At 61.1% G+C, this 16,880-nt stretch carries 15 protein-coding genes and 1 pseudogene; 2 read left to right on the forward strand and 14 right to left on the reverse strand.

Annotated features, from left to right (window positions below; translation table 11 throughout):
• Positions 1–58 precede the first annotated feature (58 nt).
• From pssA to ACSV9I_RS08885, 4 genes and pseudogenes are all read right to left on the reverse strand, one after another.
• Positions 59–919 (reverse strand): CDP-diacylglycerol--serine O-phosphatidyltransferase, encoded by an 861-nt coding sequence (gene pssA / locus ACSV9I_RS08870; protein WP_054159811.1) that lies wholly within the window; start codon positions 917–919, stop codon positions 59–61.
• Between the two features lie 14 nt (positions 920–933).
• Positions 934–1,635 (reverse strand): annotated as a pseudogene (locus tag ACSV9I_RS08875) (phosphatidylserine decarboxylase); the annotation flags it as partial.
• A 191-nt stretch (positions 1,636–1,826) separates the two neighbouring features.
• On the reverse strand, positions 1,827–3,716 hold the full coding sequence (locus ACSV9I_RS08880; protein ID WP_054159813.1) for an ABCB family ABC transporter ATP-binding protein/permease: 1,890 nt from the start codon (positions 3,714–3,716) through the stop codon (positions 1,827–1,829).
• Positions 3,717–3,823: 107 nt separating this feature from the next.
• A complete protein-coding gene (locus ACSV9I_RS08885) occupies positions 3,824–5,878 on the reverse strand; it encodes a LysM peptidoglycan-binding domain-containing protein (RefSeq protein WP_438328428.1) in 2,055 nt (684 codons plus the stop codon).
• 159 nt (positions 5,879–6,037) lie between these two features.
• Here ACSV9I_RS08885 and ACSV9I_RS08890 point away from each other — a divergent pair, with 159 nt between their 5' ends.
• Positions 6,038–6,658: a TIGR00730 family Rossman fold protein gene (locus ACSV9I_RS08890; protein ID WP_438328430.1), complete on the forward strand. Its 621-nt coding sequence runs from the start codon at positions 6,038–6,040 to the stop codon at positions 6,656–6,658.
• Positions 6,659–6,673: 15 nt separating this feature from the next.
• On the opposite strand, the gene rarD is transcribed toward ACSV9I_RS08890, so the two are convergent.
• The 8 genes from rarD to cysS all read right to left on the reverse strand — a co-directional run bounded on the left by rarD (position 6,674) and on the right by cysS (position 13,624).
• Positions 6,674–7,570 (reverse strand): EamA family transporter RarD, encoded by an 897-nt coding sequence (rarD, locus tag ACSV9I_RS08895; RefSeq protein ID WP_054159816.1) that lies wholly within the window; start codon positions 7,568–7,570, stop codon positions 6,674–6,676.
• Positions 7,571–7,686: 116 nt separating this feature from the next.
• A complete protein-coding gene (gene cimA / locus ACSV9I_RS08900; protein ID WP_438328433.1) occupies positions 7,687–9,303 on the reverse strand; it encodes a citramalate synthase in 1,617 nt (538 codons plus the stop codon).
• Between the two features lie 82 nt (positions 9,304–9,385).
• Positions 9,386–10,345: a prolyl aminopeptidase gene (gene pip, locus ACSV9I_RS08905; RefSeq protein ID WP_438328434.1), complete on the reverse strand. Its 960-nt coding sequence runs from the start codon at positions 10,343–10,345 to the stop codon at positions 9,386–9,388.
• Between the two features lies 1 nt (position 10,346).
• The gene (locus ACSV9I_RS08910; protein ID WP_438328436.1) at positions 10,347–10,835 is read right to left on the reverse strand and encodes a GFA family protein; all 489 of its coding nucleotides are present in this window, start codon (positions 10,833–10,835) and stop codon (positions 10,347–10,349) included.
• Positions 10,832–11,299 (reverse strand): GFA family protein, encoded by a 468-nt coding sequence (locus tag ACSV9I_RS08915; protein WP_438328438.1) that lies wholly within the window; start codon positions 11,297–11,299, stop codon positions 10,832–10,834. The genes ACSV9I_RS08910 and ACSV9I_RS08915 overlap by 4 nt, the downstream gene beginning before the upstream one ends.
• Before the next feature lie 126 nt (positions 11,300–11,425).
• The gene (locus ACSV9I_RS08920; RefSeq protein ID WP_438328554.1) at positions 11,426–11,824 is read right to left on the reverse strand and encodes a type II toxin-antitoxin system VapC family toxin; all 399 of its coding nucleotides are present in this window, start codon (positions 11,822–11,824) and stop codon (positions 11,426–11,428) included.
• 14 nt (positions 11,825–11,838) lie between these two features.
• Positions 11,839–12,081 carry an antitoxin gene (locus tag ACSV9I_RS08925; protein ID WP_438328439.1) on the reverse strand — a complete coding sequence of 81 codons (243 nt, stop codon included), beginning with the start codon at positions 12,079–12,081 and terminating at the stop codon, positions 11,839–11,841.
• Positions 12,082–12,139: 58 nt separating this feature from the next.
• A complete protein-coding gene (gene cysS / locus ACSV9I_RS08930; protein ID WP_438328441.1) occupies positions 12,140–13,624 on the reverse strand; it encodes a cysteine--tRNA ligase in 1,485 nt (494 codons plus the stop codon).
• Between the two features lie 300 nt (positions 13,625–13,924).
• Here cysS and ACSV9I_RS08935 point away from each other — a divergent pair, with 300 nt between their 5' ends.
• Positions 13,925–15,178, forward strand: a complete 1,254-nt coding sequence (locus ACSV9I_RS08935; RefSeq protein WP_438328442.1) for a GGDEF domain-containing protein — start codon at positions 13,925–13,927, stop codon at positions 15,176–15,178.
• On the opposite strand, the gene ACSV9I_RS08940 is transcribed toward ACSV9I_RS08935, so the two are convergent.
• Together ACSV9I_RS08940 and ACSV9I_RS08945 are read right to left on the reverse strand one after the other, a co-directional pair.
• Positions 15,179–16,057, reverse strand: a complete 879-nt coding sequence (locus ACSV9I_RS08940) for a DMT family transporter (RefSeq protein ID WP_438328443.1) — start codon at positions 16,055–16,057, stop codon at positions 15,179–15,181.
• Positions 16,058–16,120: 63 nt separating this feature from the next.
• On the reverse strand, positions 16,121–16,861 hold the full coding sequence (locus ACSV9I_RS08945) for an SDR family NAD(P)-dependent oxidoreductase (protein WP_438328444.1): 741 nt from the start codon (positions 16,859–16,861) through the stop codon (positions 16,121–16,123).
• Between the last annotated feature and the right edge of the window lie 19 nt (positions 16,862–16,880).

Consider the following 16,880-nt stretch of genomic DNA (forward strand, 5'->3'; position numbering starts at 1 on the left):
AGCGAGAGCGCCGCCCCAGGGGACGGCGCTCTTGATGGTGCCCGGCAGTGACGAAAGGTCAGACGCCGCGGTCTATTTCTGAAAATCCGTGTTCGGCACTCTCTTCGCCAATCGTCAGTGTGCCATAGCGGTTATGCCAGTTCCGCGCGCCGAGCGGCAATGAGCAGAGATAAAGCACGACCGACACGATCAGAACCTGCCACGTGTAACTCATCAGAAGAGCGACATAGAGCACCACGCCGAGGATCATCGGGAACACGAGGTCGCGGCGAATGCGCGTGGTTTCTGACTTGCCCGACCAGACGGGGAGGCGGCTGACCAGCAATCCGGCAATCAGCATCGTATAGCCGGCGCTGACATAGGCAAAGATATCGACGGGCGCAAAGCCGATGAAACCGATATAGACCGGCAGCAGCACGAGTGCGGCGCCAGCCGGGGCCGGCACCCCGACGAAGAATTCCGACTGCCAGGGAGCCTTTGTTTCGCGCTCGGCCATCACGTTGAACCGGGCGAGGCGGAGGCCGGCGGCAATCACATAGATCAGCGCGGCGATCCAGCCGAAGGAGCGGGCCTGGTCGAGGACATAAACATAGAGGACAAGCGCTGGTGCCACGCCGAAATTGATGATGTCGGCAAGCGAATCCATCTGTGCGCCGAATTTCGACGTTGCCTTCATCATGCGGGCAACACGGCCGTCGATGCCGTCGAGGAAGGCGGCGGCCAGAACCATGGCGACCGCAAGCTCGTAGCGACCTTCGAAGGCCAGGCGGATGCCGGTAAGCCCGGCGCAGATTGCCAGCACCGTGATCAGGTTGGGAACGACCAGCCTGAGCGGAATTTCCCGAAGGCGCGGCCCTCGGGCGTTGTCGTCCTTCTGGCCGTTCGGGCGGTTATCAATGCTCAGTTTGGTCGGTTCCATCGTGTGCGTTCTCCTCAGCTGCGGCGGCTGATGACCGGCCCCTTGCTCGAGCCGAACTCTGCGAGCACGGTTTCACCCGCGATTGCGGTCTGGCCAAGCGCGACGCGCGGTTCAGCACCGGCAGGCAGGAAGACGTCGAGACGCGAGCCGAAGCGAATAAGGCCGAAGCGCTCGCCGGCATCGAGCGGCTCGTTCGGATTGGTCCAGCAAACGATGCGACGGGCAACAAGCCCGGCAATCTGCACCACGCCGACGTTACCATGGCGCGATTCGATGACGAGACCATTGCGCTCGTTGTCGGTCGAAGCCTTGTCCAGCTCGGCATTGAGGAACTGGCCTTCCTTATAGGCGATGGTTGTCACGCGGCCACGCACGGGGGCGCGGTTCACATGGCAGTTGAATACGTTCATGAACACGGTGATGCGCAGCATCGGCTCCGAGCCGAGGTTGAGCTCTTCCGGCGGAACAGACATCTGCACGGACGACACGCGGCCGTCGGCCGGGCTGATCACCAGGTCGTCGTCCTGCGGCGTGACGCGTTCCGGATCACGAAAGAAATAGGCGCACCACAGCGTCAGCACCATCCCGATCCAGAACAGCGGATCCCAGATCCAGCCGAGGATAAGGGAGGCGACGAAGAAGGCCGCAATGAAGGGATAGCCTTCCTTGTGGATGGGGACGATCGTCTTGCGGATGGTTTCCAACAGATCCATCGGTACCTCTGTCTGAAGTCGTTGATTTGTCCGTGACTACCCCGAATGCGACCAAGGGGCAATGGCGGGGCGCACATCAGCCACGATGCCGGGCTTTTCAAACAGCGCGACAGACCCGAAATGCAGGCCAATAATCGCGGCGGCTCCGCGGAAAGGCGGCAGGGCGCGAAACGCCCTGCCAAAAGGTCGCAAGGTCAGATGGCCGGCGGGCGGCGCACGACAACGCCGAGTTCGTCGTTTTCCTGAACCTGACGAAGGCGTTCTTCCGCCTGTGTCGCTTCGCGCTGGCGGTTCCACATCGACGCATAGAGACCATTCTGGTCCAGCAAGGCCGCATGGCTCCCGCGCTCCGCGATCTCGCCACCCTTCAAGACGATGATCTCATCGGCGTCGACGACGGTCGAGAGCCGGTGGGCGATGACCAGTGTCGTGCGGTTCTGCGACACAATGTCGAGAGCCGACTGGATCTCGTGTTCGGTCGTCGTATCCAGCGCGGACGTCGCTTCGTCGAGGATCAGGATCGGTGGTGCCTTGAGCACGGTGCGGGCAATCGCCACGCGCTGTTTTTCACCGCCCGAGAGCTTCAATCCGCGTTCACCGACCTTGGTGTTGAAACCCTCGGGCAGTTCCTGGATGAAATGGCCAATCTGCGCCACCTCGGCCGCCTGCAGGATCTCGGCATCGGATGCGCCGGGGCGACCGTAGCGGATGTTGTAGGCGATGGTATCGTTGAATAGGACGGTATCCTGCGGCACCATACCGATCGCCGAGCGCAGCGATTTCTGCGTTACGGCGCGCACATCCTGGCCATCGATTGTGATCGATCCCTGCTGCACGTCGTAGAATCGATAGAGCAGACGTGAAATGGTCGACTTGCCGGCACCCGATGGGCCGACAACCGCGACCGTCTTGCCGGCCGGGACCTCGAAGGAGACGCCCTTCAGGATGGGGCGGTCGGGGTCATAGTGGAAATGCACGTCCTTGAAGGCGATCGCGCCCTGGCCGATGACCAGTGGCACCGCGTCAGGACAGTCGACGACTTCCGCCTGGACTTCGAGAAGATCGAACATCTGTTCGATATCGGTTAGACCCTGGCGGATTTCGCGATAGACGAAACCGATGAAATTGAGCGGGATCGACAACTGCATCAGCATCGCATTGACGAAAACGAAGTCGCCGATCGTCTGCTCGCCACGCTGAACGGCCATGGCCGACATCACCATGATGATCGCGGTGCCAACACCGAAGATGACACCCTGACCGAAGTTCAGCCAGCCGAGCGAGGTCCAGACCTGGGTCGCAGACTTTTCGTACTTCGCCATTGAAGCATCGAAGCGCTTGGCTTCCATCTCCTCATTGCCAAAATATTTGACCGTCTCGAAGTTGAGCAGCGAGTCGATCGCCTTGGTATTGGCGTCGGTGTCGCTGTCGTTCATCGCCCGGCGAATGCCGATGCGCCAGTCGGAGGCGCGGATTGTGAACCAGATATAGGCCCAGACGGTAAAGGCGGTGACGCCGAGATAGGAAAAGCCGTAGGTCCACCAGAAGATCGCGGCGGTCAGCACGAATTCGATCAGCGTCGGGATGGAGTTGAGGATCGTGAAGCGTACGATCGTCTCGATGCCCTTCGTGCCGCGCTCGATGATCCGCGACAACCCGCCGGTCTTGCGCTCGAGATGGAAGCGCAAGGACAGCTGGTGCATATGCACGAAGGTTCTGTAGGCGAGTTGTCGAACGGCATGCTGGCCGACGCTGGCAAACAGCGCATCACGCAGCTGGTTGAGACCGACTTGGGCGATCCGGGTGACGTTGTAGAAGATCACCAGCGCCACGGCACCAAGCAGGAAGGTCGGCAGAAGGCCGCCCATGTCCAGCTGGCCATCCAGCGCATCGGTCGCCCATTTGAAGAAATAGGGCACAAGGATCAGGATGAATTTCGAGATGATCAGAAAGACCGATGCCCAGACGACCCGCATCTTCAGGTCCATTCGATCCGCCGGCCACATATAGGGCCAGAGGTTCACGAGTGTGCGCATCGGATTGCCGTCGTCGGCCGATACCGTTTTCTTCTTGATGTCCGCCATCCCCGGCCCCTGATCGTTCATAGAAAAAGGCGGCGATCCGTATGGACCGCCGCCCGTGTTCACTTAGGGTCTCGGTTTCGTGAATACAATGACCGAATACCGAAAGGTCAGTTCACTGCCTTGTCCTGCAAACGCTTGCGATGGATTTCCTCGGCATTCGGCAGGGCATCTTTCGGAACCGTGAAGATCTGGCCCGGCTCGATGAAGTCCGGGTTGGTGATCTCCTTCGAATTGGCGAGATAGATCGTCGTGTAGCGGACGCCCTGCCCATAGACGCGGCGGGAGATCTGCCAAAGCGTGTCGCCGCGTCGGATGATGACGCTGTTGTCGCTCTGTGCCAGCGGTGCCTGCTGGATGGTGCGTGGCTCGGTGGAGCCGGCATCGGCCGATGCACCACTTGCCGCAGCATTAGCCGCCGGGGCCTGGGACGCGGTGTCCGGGGCATCCGGCTGCATGAGATCGGCGAGCATGGAAGCAAGCTTCGGCAGTGCCTCGCCCATCGCCTTGACGTCACCGGCCGGAACGGACTGCAACAGCTTCAACGCATCCTTGGCCTTTGCAGTGTGGGTCGCTGCCGTCAGGACAAACTGGTCCGTGGCATCGGCCGGGACGCGCAATCCGGCGATGGACTGGAGCGCGATCTCGACCGAGGAACGCGCTGCCGCGACCTGATCCATGGCAGGGGACTGCCCACCGGCATAAAGGTTCTGCAGGATGGCCATCGACTTTGAGAGTGCGATCCGAAGCCGCTCGAAGTCTGCCTCTTCCGGCGTGCCTTTGCTTGCATCGGCTGCAGCTGTCCCCGGAGCAACGACGGATACCTGTTCGCCGGCCGGACGATCGAAGGGAACAGCTGCGCGCACGAGAACACGGCCATTCGCATCGAGAAGTTCGACCTCGATCAGGTGATTGCCGACAGAAAGCTCGATGTCGCCCTCGATGACGAAATTGCCCGTCGTATCGCTGCGCGTCTCGCCGATCGCGGCCTTGTCAGCATAGCCCCGAACCATGGCACCGGCAGGCGCACGCCCCGCAACGAAGATCTTGCGACCCTCGATCTCGACGGCCGTCACCTGAACTTCCGCAAGGGTCGTCGGTTGGCTTGTGCTGGAGGCGTCTGCGGGTTTCGCGGCGGCCACTGTCTGGCCGTCAGTCGTGCCCGGCATGGCTGGCGGGGCAGAGGCCAATGTGCTGGACGCGGCCGGAAGGTCCGGCATGGCGGGCATGGTGTTGGCAGCGGTCTCGGTCGTTGCTGCGGCCGCCGCGGCTGGATTGGCAGCGGCGTCGGCCGGCGGCGCCGTCGGTGCGGCTTCCTGGCCGGGAAGTGTGATCAGCCGACTGGCTTCGCCGGGCTTGGAGACCATGGCGAGCAGCTCACCCTTGCCCTTGTCGGGAACCGAGATCGTCGCGATCTCTTCCGATGTCACGACCTTGCCGTCGGTGCCAGTCGCCCGGATCTGTAGCGAGTGGTCGCCGGGTGCGAGCGGATTATCGAGGACGGCGGCAAAATCGCCGGTGCCATCGACGGTTTGTGAGGAAATGACCTTATCGCCGCTGATGATCTCGACCTTGGCGCCAGCCGGGGCATTGCCGGCAATCACCGTCGAGCCATCGGGCTCGACCCGCAGGATATCGAAGCGTGGCGCAAGCGAAACCTCTGGCGGGGCGACGGCCTCGACGGGAGCACCGAGCAAGGCGTTTTTCACGGCCACGATCATCGCTGTCGCACGGGCAGGGTCGGCGGGCAGCTGCTCGATCATGGCAAGTGCCTTTGCTGCATCGGCACGGACTTTGCGCATGGCGTCTGCGAGCTTCGCGTCAAGGTCCGTCGGAATGTCGAGAGAGGCAAGGGCTGCAACAGCGCCCTGCGCGAGGGTGCGGGCGGCCGAATAGGCCTCGATCCCAGGCGTGCGTCCCTCGTCGAAGAGGGCGGTCATCCGGTCTACCGCTGCGACAGCCTCCGTCTTCAGCCGGTCCATCTTCTGGTTCGCGGTTTCCGTGGAGGGCGTTGCTGGCGGCTGGGTTGCGGCGGGCGTCGTCTCCGCCGTCACAGTTGGCGCATCGCTGTCGGACAGATGAAGGCGCGGCATGATGACAAACACCATCAACAGGCTGACGATGGCAAGCACGAACAGGACCACCCAGAGGGCACGGTTCTTCATTTCTCAAGTCTCCCGGCAGACGATCCGCCACTGTATCTTCAAATTGCTAGCGTCTAGCTTTGGCAACGACAAGCGTCGCAGCACACTTCAAGCCGGCAAGAGACGTGTTTTCTGCCAATTTTGTTGACGTTGCCATCGGCAGCCTGTTTTTTGACCCGCATGAGCAAGCAAAATTCCCCGATTCGATCCGTCTGCGTCTATTGTGGTTCCCAGCCCGGCCGTGATCCGGCCTTCATGGAAGCCGGACGTCAGTTCGGCCGCGCCCTTGCCGAAAACAACCTCCGCCTCGTCTATGGCGGCGGCACCAAGGGTATTATGGGTGCGGTGGCGTCAGGCGTCTTGTCGGCCGGTGGCCACGTGACCGGCATCATCCCAGACTTCCTTGTCGACATGGAAGCGACCCGTCACTCGCTCGGTCAGCTCAACGAGTTGATCATCACCAAGGACATGCATGAGCGCAAGCACGCGATGTTCGAGCGCTCGGATGCCTTCGTGACACTGCCCGGCGGTATCGGCACGCTGGAGGAGATCGTCGAGATCATGACATGGGGTCAGCTCGGTCGCCACACCAAGCCGATGGTCTTTGCCAATATCAACCAGTTCTGGAAGCCCATGCTGGAACTCATTGATCACATGTCGGAATCGGGCTTCATTCACACGGCACACAAGGTTCGCCCGTTGGTCATAGACCGGATCGAGGACATTGTGCCCGCCATCGCTGGCCGTTGGGCCGAGGCAGAAATACCGGTAGGCGACCCGGAGACGATCGCCAAGCTCTGAGGGCCATGCGGAGCGTCAGCGGCGTCGAAGCATCGGCAGTGTGTAGATCACCAGCGCCACCCAGATCAGCGGGAAGGCGACAGCCTTGGCCGGGCTGAACGGTTCGTGGAACACGAAGACGGCCGTGATGAAGATCATCGACGGTGCGATATATTGCATGATCCCGATCGTCGACAGGCGCAAGAGTTTGGCACCATTGGCATAGAGGATCAGCGGCACGGCCGTCACCAGCCCTGCGGATGCAAGCAGGACCGTGTCCGTCATGTTGCCCATGAGGAAGTGCCCCTCGCCAAAGAGGTTGAGGTAGACGAGATAGCCGAGCGCAATCGGCGACAGCAGCAGGACTTCGAGGAGAAAGCCCTGGTTCGGCCCGATCGGCAGCGTCTTGCGGAAAAAGGCGTAGAAACCCCAGGAAAAGGTCAGCGCCAACGCCACGATCGGCAGGCGGCCCGCTTCAACGGTCAGGATGACCACGGCAATGACCACCAGGGCCAGTGCCGCAATCTGGGTCCGCTGCAGTCTTTCCTTCAGCATCACTGCGCCGAGCAGGATGGAGAATAGCGGATTGATGAAATAGCCGAGCGCCGTGTCGAGCGCGTGGCCTGCCCCGATCGCCCAGACATAGATGCCCCAGTTGACGCTGATCAGCGTTGCGGTGACAGCGGCCATGCCGAGCATTCTCGGATTGCGGATCGCTTTCTTGAGATCCTCTGTGCGCTTGAGCACGATCAGCAGAAGCCCCGCGACCGGGATCGACCACAGGATACGATGTGCGATCACTTCTGCTGGCGAAATATGCGACAGCGCCTTCATGTAGAGCGGCAGGAAGCCCCAGAGCAGATAGGCCGAGAGTGCAAACAGGAAGCCGTTTAGGCTGTCCTTGTTCTCGGCGGGGGCAGAGACGTCGGCCATAGTGTTTCCTGACATTTGTTATGCTTTTGAAACGGGATTACGCCCGCAAGGTTGCAGGCGCAAACGCATTTCAGTGATGGATCGTTCACGTCAGGCGATCATTGGCGCGCAATGGATCACTCAGCGGCGATCTTCCCCGCCAGTGCGCGGTTCTTCATCAGCTTGTAGATGATCGAGTCCATCAGCGCCTGGAACGAGGCGTCGATGATGTTTTCCGACACGCCGACCGTCCACCATCGGGCCCCGGTGGCGTCAGTGGATTCGATCAATACGCGGGTGATGGCTTCCGTGCCGCCATTCAGGATGCGCACCTTGTAGTCCGCCAGTTCAAGATCGAGGATCTCTGACTGGTACTTGCCGAGATCCTTACGCAGCGCAATGTCGAGTGCATTGACCGGCCCATCGCCTTCGGCCACCGACATCATCATTTCGCCATCGACCTGCACCCGCACCACGGCTTCCGACACGGTCTTCAGCCGGCCATGACTATCGAAACGGCGTTCGACCATGACGCGGAAACTGTCGACCGCGAAGAAATCCGGCACGGTGCCGAGCGTCTTCAGCGCCAGAAGCTCGAAGCTTGCGTCCGCACCCTCATAGGCATAGCCCGAGGCCTCGCGCTCCTTGACGACGGAGATCAGCGTGTCGAGCTTTGGATCATCCTTGGCAACCGTAATGCCGCGGCGCTTGAGTTCGTTGAGGAAATTCGCCTTGCCGCCTTGGTCCGACACCATGACCTTGCGGAAATTCCCGACGCTTTCCGGCTCGACATGTTCGTAGGTCTTCGGGTCCTTCAAGAGCGCTGAGGCGTGGATGCCGGCCTTTGTGGCAAAGGCCGAGCCGCCGACATAAGGCGACTGGTGGTTCGGCGAGCGGTTGAGCATCTCGTCGAAGGCGCGCGACAGGCGGGTGAGGCCAACAAGCTTTTCCCGGTCGATCGATGTCTCGAAGCGCGACGCATAGGTCTCCTTCAGACAGAGCGTCGGGATGATCGTGACGAGATCGGCATTGCCGCAGCGCTCGCCGATACCGTTCAGCGTGCCCTGGATCTGGCGCACACCGGCTTCGACGGCCGCCAGCGAATTGGCGACGGCCTGTCCCGTATCGTTATGTGCATGGATGCCGAGCGAGGCCCCCGGGATGCCGGATGCGATCACGGCTGAGACGATCTCGCGGATCTCCGGCGGCTGCGTGCCGCCATTGGTGTCGCAAAGCACGACCCAACGGGCGCCGGCATCATAGGCTTCCTTCGCGCAGGCGATGGCATACTCGGGATTCGCCTTGTAGCCATCGAAGAAATGCTCGCAATCGACCATGGCAAGCTTTTGCGCGGCGACCACGGCATGCACGCTGTCTCGGATGCTTTCGAGATTTTCGGCATTGGTGCAGCCGAGCGCGACCTTGACGTGATAGTCCCAGCTCTTCGCCACCAGACAGACGGCGTCCGCTTTCGACTGGATCAGCTGGCTGAGGCCCGGATCATTGGAGGCGGAGATGCCGGCACGCTTGGTCATGCCAAAGGCGACGAAACCGGCCTTGTGCGTGCGCTTCCTGGAAAAGAATGCCGTATCGGTCGGGTTGGCACCCGGATATCCGCCCTCGACGTAATCGATGCCGAAATCGTCCAGCATGGTCGCAATCGCGATCTTGTCCTCGACCGAAAAATCAACGCCCGGCGTCTGCTGGCCGTCGCGCAGTGTCGTGTCGAACAGGGTGATCTTTTCAAGCGTCATACTGTTGTCCTCAGGCAACTTGGTGATCTCACGTCCTCTCCCCGCTTGCGGGGAGAGGGTAGGGTGAGGGGCAAAGTCTAGTTCAGCTCTTCCCGGCAAACCGATCCGTCGCGCGGATCAGCTGGTCGAGAATGCCAGGCTCAAGATAGGCGTGTCCCGCACCCTCGATCAGGTGAAAATCCGCCTTTGGCCAGGCCTTGTGCAAAGCCCAGGCATATTTCGCCGGGCACGGCATGTCATATCGACCATGGATGATGACCCCAGGAATGTCTGCGAGCTTGTGCGCATCGCGCAACAGCTGACCCTCTTCCATCCAGCCGGCATGGACGAAGAAGTGGTTTTCGATGCGCGCAAAGGCGAGCGCAAATTCCGGGTCGTAGAAATGATCGGAATAATCAGGGTTCGGCAGAAGGGTGATCGTTTCGCCTTCCCAGGTGCTCCAGGCCACCGCGCAGCGCAGTTGCTCCTCGCGGTCGGTGCCGACCAGCCGGCGGCGATAGGCGGCCATCATCTCATGGCGTTCGTCCTCCGGGATCGGCGCGCAGAAGCGCTCGAACTTGTCCGGAAACATTTCGGAGACACCGAACTGGTAGTACCAGTCAAGCTCGGCCTTTGTCAGCGTGTAGATGCCGCGCAGCACGAGTTCGGAAACGTGCTCTGGATGGGTTTCCGCATAGGCGAGCGCAAGCGTTGAGCCCCATGAGCCACCGAAGACCAGCCATTTTTCCGCGCCGATCATTGTGCGCAAGCGCTCGATGTCGGCGACCAGATGCCAGGTGGTGTTGGCCTCAATCGAGGCATGCGGGGTCGACTTGCCGCAGCCGCGCTGGTCGAACAGGATGACGTCATAGAGAGCCGGATCGAAGAGACGACGATGTGATGGGCTGGTGGCACCACCCGGGCCGCCATGCAGGAAGACTGCCGGCTTGGCGCCTTTCGTGCCAAAACGCTCCCAATAGATCTGGTGTCCGTCACCGACATCCAGCATCCCGGTCTCAAAAGGTTCGATCTCGGGATAAAAACCGCGCAATTCAGTCGTCATTTTATGTCCTCTTGGCTGGCCAGAGCACCGTGTCATGATCCGGATGCTGTCGGCTGGTGGCGGCAATGCCGGCAGCCCCCTCCGCAAGGTCTGATCGGTCCGTGGTGTTCTCAGGCAGGGAAAATAACTTTGTGAAATAGGGCAGACGGCTTTCCACACCGTCCTGTGAAACGGGCTCGGCCTGTTCCGGCTTGTCGAGGCTGCCGATCGTGACGCTGATATAGGGCGAGCCCTTGGTGCGGAAGAAAAGCGGCGTTCCGCAGTCTTTGCAGAAGCCGCGCCCGCATGGGTCCGACGACTGGAACCAGCTCGGCTCGCCGCGCATCAGCAGGAAGTCCTCCTGACGCGAACCGGCAAGCGCCATGAACAGGTTGCCACTCGCCTTCTGGCACATCCGGCAATGACAGAGATGCGGATAGCCGAGTTCGCCGGCGACCTTGTAGCGGATCGCGCCGCATTGGCAGCCACCGGAATGCACTTGACGGGTCATTGATCATCCTCCGGCGGCCAAGCGGCCGTGTCATGGTCTGGATGCTGAAAACTTTCGATCGAGGCAAAGAAGGCCTCCATCTCGGGGCTGGAATAGGCGGGCTTTCCGAACAGCTGATCGATCCACGGGAGGCGCTTGTGGTGGTTGACCTGCACCTGCGGCTCGAAATTTTCGGGATGGTCGAAAGCGCCGATGGCGAGTTCCACGCCGGCCGGATGGTGATAGGAAAGCGGCGTGCCGCATTTGCTGCAGAAGCCACGCTTCACCTTGGCCGAGGAGCGATAGAGCATCGGCTGACCGCGCGTCCAGGTCAGATGCGCCTGATCGGCGGTGACGAAGGCACCGAAAAACGAGCCGAACTGCTTTTGGCACATCCGGCAATGGCAGATCGACGGCCGCCCAAGCCTGGACGCCTGAAACCGGATCGCGCCACATTGGCAGCCGCCGGAATGAACTTCGCTCACGCCTCTCTCCTTATCGCAGCGTCATGAAAATCGTGACGCCGATGATGACAACGGCAATCAGGGCGCCCTTGGCGATCAGCCCGTAAAGCAGCCATTTCGGCATCTTGGTATTGGGATTGGGTTGGGTCATGGCTTTATGCCCACCCAATTCTCGACTTTGAGACCCGGCACGCGTCCGAACTCCCTCATATTGGCGGTCACCAGCGTCACATCCAGAGAGCGGGCATGGGCGGCGATGAAGAGGTCGGTCGTGCCGATTGGCGTGCCGTTGCGTTCAAGGTCCATGCGGATCTCGGCGAAGTGTGAGGCTTCCTTGTCCTCGTATGGGAGGATCGTCATGCGTTCGAGGAGGGTCTCGACAACAAAGGTGAGGCGTTTGGAGTTCCGTTTCAGAATGCCAAAGCGCAATTCAGATGCGACGATGGCACTGATCGCGACTTGCCCGTCTCCCACGTGCTCGACCTTGGCGGCAGCCGCTCCATAAGGGTTGCGAATGACGTCCGAAATGACGTTGGTGTCCAGCATGTAGGGAGGTGGGTTCACAGATCGACGTCCCGCGCTGGTGGTTCGCGAAGGTCGAAGTCGAAGTCTTCCTCAATCGGCGGCTGGTTGCGCAGCCATTCGATAACGCTTTCTCCCTTCGTTTTCACCGGTTCCATTGTGATCTTGTCGCCTTCCTTGCGCATGATCACCTCGTCGCCGGGGAAGTCGAACTCCACGGGAATGCGCACGGCGCGATTGCGACCGTTCTTAAAGATCCGGACATGCCTTTCCAGTTCCATTCGCACCTCTATAAGATGGCATATGCCGAAGCATATGCCACGCTCTTCGTTTCGACAACTACCGCTTGACCTCCCAGGTCGTCACCCGCTCGCCCGTCTCCTTGTCCTTGCCATCCTTCAGCTGGATGCCCTTGGCCGCAAGGTCGTCACGAATCCTGTCAGCCTCGGCAAAATTCTTCGCCTTGAGCATTTCGAGCCGCATGTCGACGAGGGCCTGAACGGCGGCTGAGAGGTCGTCGCTGACCTGGGCTTTTTTAGGCGCAACACCAAGCAGAGCAGCAGAGGCGGCGAAAAGCGGAAGCTTCGATGGATCGCCATTCGCAGCCTGGGCCAGCGCATGCAGAGCCTGAACGGCGGCAACCGTGTTCAGATCGTCTGCAAGGGCGTCCAGGACCGAAGCATCCGGTGCCACTTCGCCGGCATCGCCTGCGGGCCACTTTGCCAGCAGCCGCTCTGCCTCCTCCAGCCGCTTCACCGAAAAGTCGATCGGCTCGCGATAATGCGTCATGAGCATGGCCAGCCGCAGCACTTCGCCCGGCCACTTGCGTCCGCCGAATGTTTCGGTCGCCAGCAGCTCATTGATCGTGACGAAATTGCCCTCCGACTTCGACATCTTGCGGCCCTCGACCTGCAGGAAGCCGTTATGCATCCACACGGTCGCCACCAGGTCGTTGTCAAAGGCGCAGCAGGACTGGGCGATCTCGTTTTCGTGGTGCGGGAAGATCAGGTCCAGACCGCCGCCATGAATGTCGAACTGGTGCGGCTTGGCCTTTGCCTTGGCAGAGAGACGGTCCTTGATCTCTTCCCAGAGATAGCGGTCGGACATGGCCGAGCATTCAATATGCCAGCCGGGACGCCCGTAGATTGCAGTGGTTGTCTTTTCGAAGGTAAAGCTTGCCGGCCAGCCGGGTTCGGTATCGGCTGACTGCTTCCACAAGACGAAATCGGCCGGGTTCATCTTGTGGCTTTCGACCGCGACGCGGGCACCCGCCTGCTGGTCTTCCAGCTTTCGCTTCGACAGCATGCCGTAATCCGCCATCGAGGCGGTGGAGAATAGCACTTCGTGACCTTCCGAACCGGTCGCCACATAGGCATGGCCCATGTCGAGCAGTCGCTGGATGATCGTGATCATCTGGGGAATGTTGTCAGTGGCGCGAGGCTCGACCGTTGGCTTCAGGCAGCCGAGTGCAGCCACGTCTTCGTGGAACTGGGTTTCGGTCTTGCCGGTCACGGCCCGGATCGCCTCATTGAGGCTCATCGAGCCATCGGCGATTTGGCTGCCGAAGTCGCGCAAGGCGCGTGCGTTGATCTTGTCGTCCACGTCGGTGATGTTGCGAACATAGGTGACCTTGTCGGCACCATAGGTGTGGCGCAGCAACCGGTAGAGTACGTCGAAGACGATGACGGGCCGCGCATTGCCGATATGGGCGAAGTCGTAGACGGTCGGGCCGCAGACATACAGGCGCACATTGTCGGGGTCGATCGGTTCGAAGTCGACCTTGTCGCGTGTGAGCGTGTTGTAAAGCTTGAGGCCGGCGGCCATGTCAGTCTCCCAGAACGAATGTACCCGGCTGGACCGGGTCGTTTGTCATCTGGGTCTATGCAGGAGACGAAAACGGCCAGGCCAGCGAAGCGCTAGCGAATAATGGTCCCGCAAATGATGCAGAGGCTCGTTTTCATGGGCGCTGTTATGGCGCGGCTTCCAGCATTGGTCAAGGGTGGTTCCCGTGCCGACGGCCCCTTTCAGTTGTCCATAAAGTCATCTCATCACCTTAAGTGTTTATCAAGATAAATACACCATTTCTGGGGTGACGCTCTTACATCCTCGGAGATGATCTTCGGCATGGACCACGCCCTGCATTTGCCCACCATCATGGTCGTCCATGCGCTGGTCACACTGATATCGACACTGCTTTTGGTCTACATGTGGTGGCGCTATCGTGGCGGGCCCGTTCTTTCGATGTTGGCGATCGCGGGGTTTTGCGCCTGCGCTTCCCTGATCCTGCATGCCTTTCGCGCCGAACTGCCCTTGCCGCTCGTGGGTGGCCTTGGGCTCTTCTTCGGAGCCTGCTCGGTCGGCTTTTATTGGCAGGCGGTGGTGGCCTTTGAGGGCGGCAAAACCTCACTGCCTGGCGCTGTTGCGGGTGGGGTCATCTGGGGCCTTCTCTGGATCGTGCCCGTATTTCGGGAGAGCGTGGAAGCCAGAAGCATGGGGTTCGGCGTCCTGATTGGCGCCTATTGCTTCCTCACGGCCCGTGAGATTCTGGTCGCCGGGCACGCTGAGCCGCTCCCATCGCGCATGCTGGCCGTTCTGGCCAATACGATACGCGGTCTTATCTGGCTTGCCTTTGTGCCGCTGACACTGCTGTTCGGGGCGCCCTACGATCTTGACGGAAATGCCGCTTCCTGGTTCGGCGCAGTGACGCTCGGCAACCTCGTGTTGATCGTTTTGTCACTGGTCTCATTGTTGATCATGGCCAAGGAACGAGATGAACTTCGCTACCGTCTTGCCTCGGAACGCGATCCGCTGACGAACCTGTCAAATCGGCGAACATTTGTGGCAGAGGCCGAGAGGCACCTTCGAAAAGAGGAGCGGGGGGCGACGCTGTTGCTCTTCGATATCGATCACTTCAAGGCGATCAACGATACTTACGGCCACGCCATGGGTGACGAGGTGCTTCTCGCATTCTCGCGCGCGATCGAGCAACGCTTGCCAAAGGAATGGCCGTTTGCCCGGATCGGCGGAGAAGAATTCGCCTGCCTCATGCCCTCGGTGAGTGCAGAGCATGGCATGGACGTGGCTGAAAGCCTGCGGGCTGCCATTGCCGATCTCCGCATCGGGGCGGCAGTCAACGCGAAGATTACCGTCAGCATCGGCGTTTCGGAAGTGTTGGAAAAGCCGATGCGGCTCGACCACTTGCTGGCCTCAGCCGATGCGGCTCTGTACCGCGCCAAGGCGGATGGCCGCAATTGCGTGCGGCTGTACCAGCCGGCCGAACTCCTGTTGATTACAGGTGAGCGCCTGGCGGGCGCTGCGGACGAGGTTGCGGAGGTTCAGCGGCATCCGACCGCCCGTTCATTCCGCGGGCGTGGGTGATCAGCGCGCCGTGCGTGGCACCCGAACAATCCCGAGAACCAGGGCGCAACCCAGCATGATCACGCCGCCGCCCAGCAACTGCAGGGGTGTCAGGGGTTCATCGAGAAGAAGCGCACCGACTAGAACGGCAACGACCGTGACCGCGAATTCGACACTGATTGCAGCCGTGGCGCCAATGCTTTTGACCAGGCCAAAATACAGCACATAGGTCAGCGCACTCATCAGGCCGGCCAGGGCGACGAGATAGAGATAGTCGATCGGCGCCGGCGTTCCCGGTACCGGTACAAACCAGAGGAGGGGGAGTGTGAGTACACCGCCGGCGAAGAACGAGCCGATGGTGACTTCCCAGGAGCCCGTGCCTTCGAGATGGCGGCTAGCATAGTTGCTGCCGTAGGCGGCCGAGAAGGTCGAGCCAACCATGGCAAGACAGCCGACCAGAAAGGCGCTGGTCACGGGTACGGCCGGAAAACCGACCAGCATGACGATCCCGATCGTGCCGAGCACGAGCCCCAGCACGCGTGCCGGCGTGATGCGCTCGAGGCCCCAGAGCTGAGCGATAACCATGGAGAACAGGGGGATGGACGCAACGAAGATCGCCGCCATCGCCGTTCCGATCAGTGGGGTGGCGTAGGAAAGACCGATCAGCTGGCCTGCGACCGTCGTGGCACCGACCATGGCGAAGTGTAGCCAGCCGGCGCTGAAGTCCAGTTTCCGCCTGAACACTTTCGCCAGGGCGAACAGCAGGAAACCCGCGATGAAGCAGCGAAAGGTGACGGCGCCGATCCAGCCGAAGGCGTCCACCACATGCAGCAGTAGCAGGAAGGACAGGCCCCAGGCGAAGGCGAGGTACGTGTAGACGGCAATGTCTCTGGGGCGCATGGGGAATCCGGGACGGTGGGGATCAGGCCTGGGCCTAACCCTGAGAGGAAAGAGCGTGCCCGATTATTCCGGCATGCGATAGTCGACGATCTTGTCGTCCCTCAGGACATACAGCTTGCCGGTTTCCGTCTGATCCGGGCCAAGAAGCGGCAGCAGCTTGGCGGCGATTTCTGACGGATGCGGCAGGGTTTCCGGATCTTCACCTGGCATGGCCTGGGCGCGCATGGCCGTACGCGTCGCACCCGGATCGACCGAGAGGATGCGCAGCGGCAGACGTTGTGTTTCTCCGGCCCATGTGCGGGCAAGCGCTTCGACCGCGGCCTTCGAGGCGGAGTAGGGGCCCCAGAATGGCCGGCACTTGTGGGCGGCACCTGAAGACAGGATCAGCGCGCGGCCCTGGTCGGACTTGACCAGCAACGGTTCCAGAGAGCGGATCAGGCGCCAGGTGGCGGTGACGTTGATTGTCATCACCTTGTCGAAGACCTTGGCCTCGACATGGCCAATCGGCGCGATGACACCGAGAATGCCGGCATTGAACACGGCGATGTCGAGCTTGCCCCAACGGTCGAAGATATGGCCACCGAGCTGGTCGATCATCGCCATGTCGTTGAGATCGAAGGGAACGAGCGTTGCCGTGCCGCCGACGGCCTTGATCGCGTCATCAAGCTCTTCGAGGCCGCCCACGGTGCGCGCACAGGCAATGACGTGCGCACCGGCCTTGGCCAGTTCAAGCGCGGTGAAGTAGCCGATGCCGCGAGAGGCGCCGGTGACCAGCGCGAGCCGGCCCTTGAGATCGGTGGTCATGGTCAGTCCTGTCTCTTGC

Source organism: Rhizobium sp. G187, from assembly GCF_051549525.1.
Lineage (GTDB): Bacteria > Pseudomonadota > Alphaproteobacteria > Rhizobiales > Rhizobiaceae > Allorhizobium.

Coding starts and splice junctions, on each gene's coding strand:
- pssA (WP_054159811.1), bottom strand. CDS start 919: ATGGAACCGACCAAACTGAGCATTGATAACCGCCCGAACGGCCAGAAG.
- ACSV9I_RS08880 (WP_054159813.1), bottom strand. CDS start 3,716: ATGGCGGACATCAAGAAGAAAACGGTATCGGCCGACGACGGCAATCCG.
- ACSV9I_RS08885 (WP_438328428.1), bottom strand. CDS start 5,878: ATGAAGAACCGTGCCCTCTGGGTGGTCCTGTTCGTGCTTGCCATCGTC.
- ACSV9I_RS08890 (WP_438328430.1), top strand. CDS start 6,038: ATGAGCAAGCAAAATTCCCCGATTCGATCCGTCTGCGTCTATTGTGGT.
- rarD (WP_054159816.1), bottom strand. CDS start 7,570: ATGGCCGACGTCTCTGCCCCCGCCGAGAACAAGGACAGCCTAAACGGC.
- cimA (WP_438328433.1), bottom strand. CDS start 9,303: ATGACGCTTGAAAAGATCACCCTGTTCGACACGACACTGCGCGACGGC.
- pip (WP_438328434.1), bottom strand. CDS start 10,345: ATGACGACTGAATTGCGCGGTTTTTATCCCGAGATCGAACCTTTTGAG.
- ACSV9I_RS08910 (WP_438328436.1), bottom strand. CDS start 10,835: ATGACCCGTCAAGTGCATTCCGGTGGCTGCCAATGCGGCGCGATCCGC.
- ACSV9I_RS08920 (WP_438328554.1), bottom strand. CDS start 11,824: ATGCTGGACACCAACGTCATTTCGGACGTCATTCGCAACCCTTATGGA.
- ACSV9I_RS08925 (WP_438328439.1), bottom strand. CDS start 12,081: ATGGAACTGGAAAGGCATGTCCGGATCTTTAAGAACGGTCGCAATCGC.
- cysS (WP_438328441.1), bottom strand. CDS start 13,624: ATGGCCGCCGGCCTCAAGCTTTACAACACGCTCACACGCGACAAGGTC.
- ACSV9I_RS08935 (WP_438328442.1), top strand. CDS start 13,925: ATGGACCACGCCCTGCATTTGCCCACCATCATGGTCGTCCATGCGCTG.
- ACSV9I_RS08940 (WP_438328443.1), bottom strand. CDS start 16,057: ATGCGCCCCAGAGACATTGCCGTCTACACGTACCTCGCCTTCGCCTGG.
- ACSV9I_RS08945 (WP_438328444.1), bottom strand. CDS start 16,861: ATGACCACCGATCTCAAGGGCCGGCTCGCGCTGGTCACCGGCGCCTCT.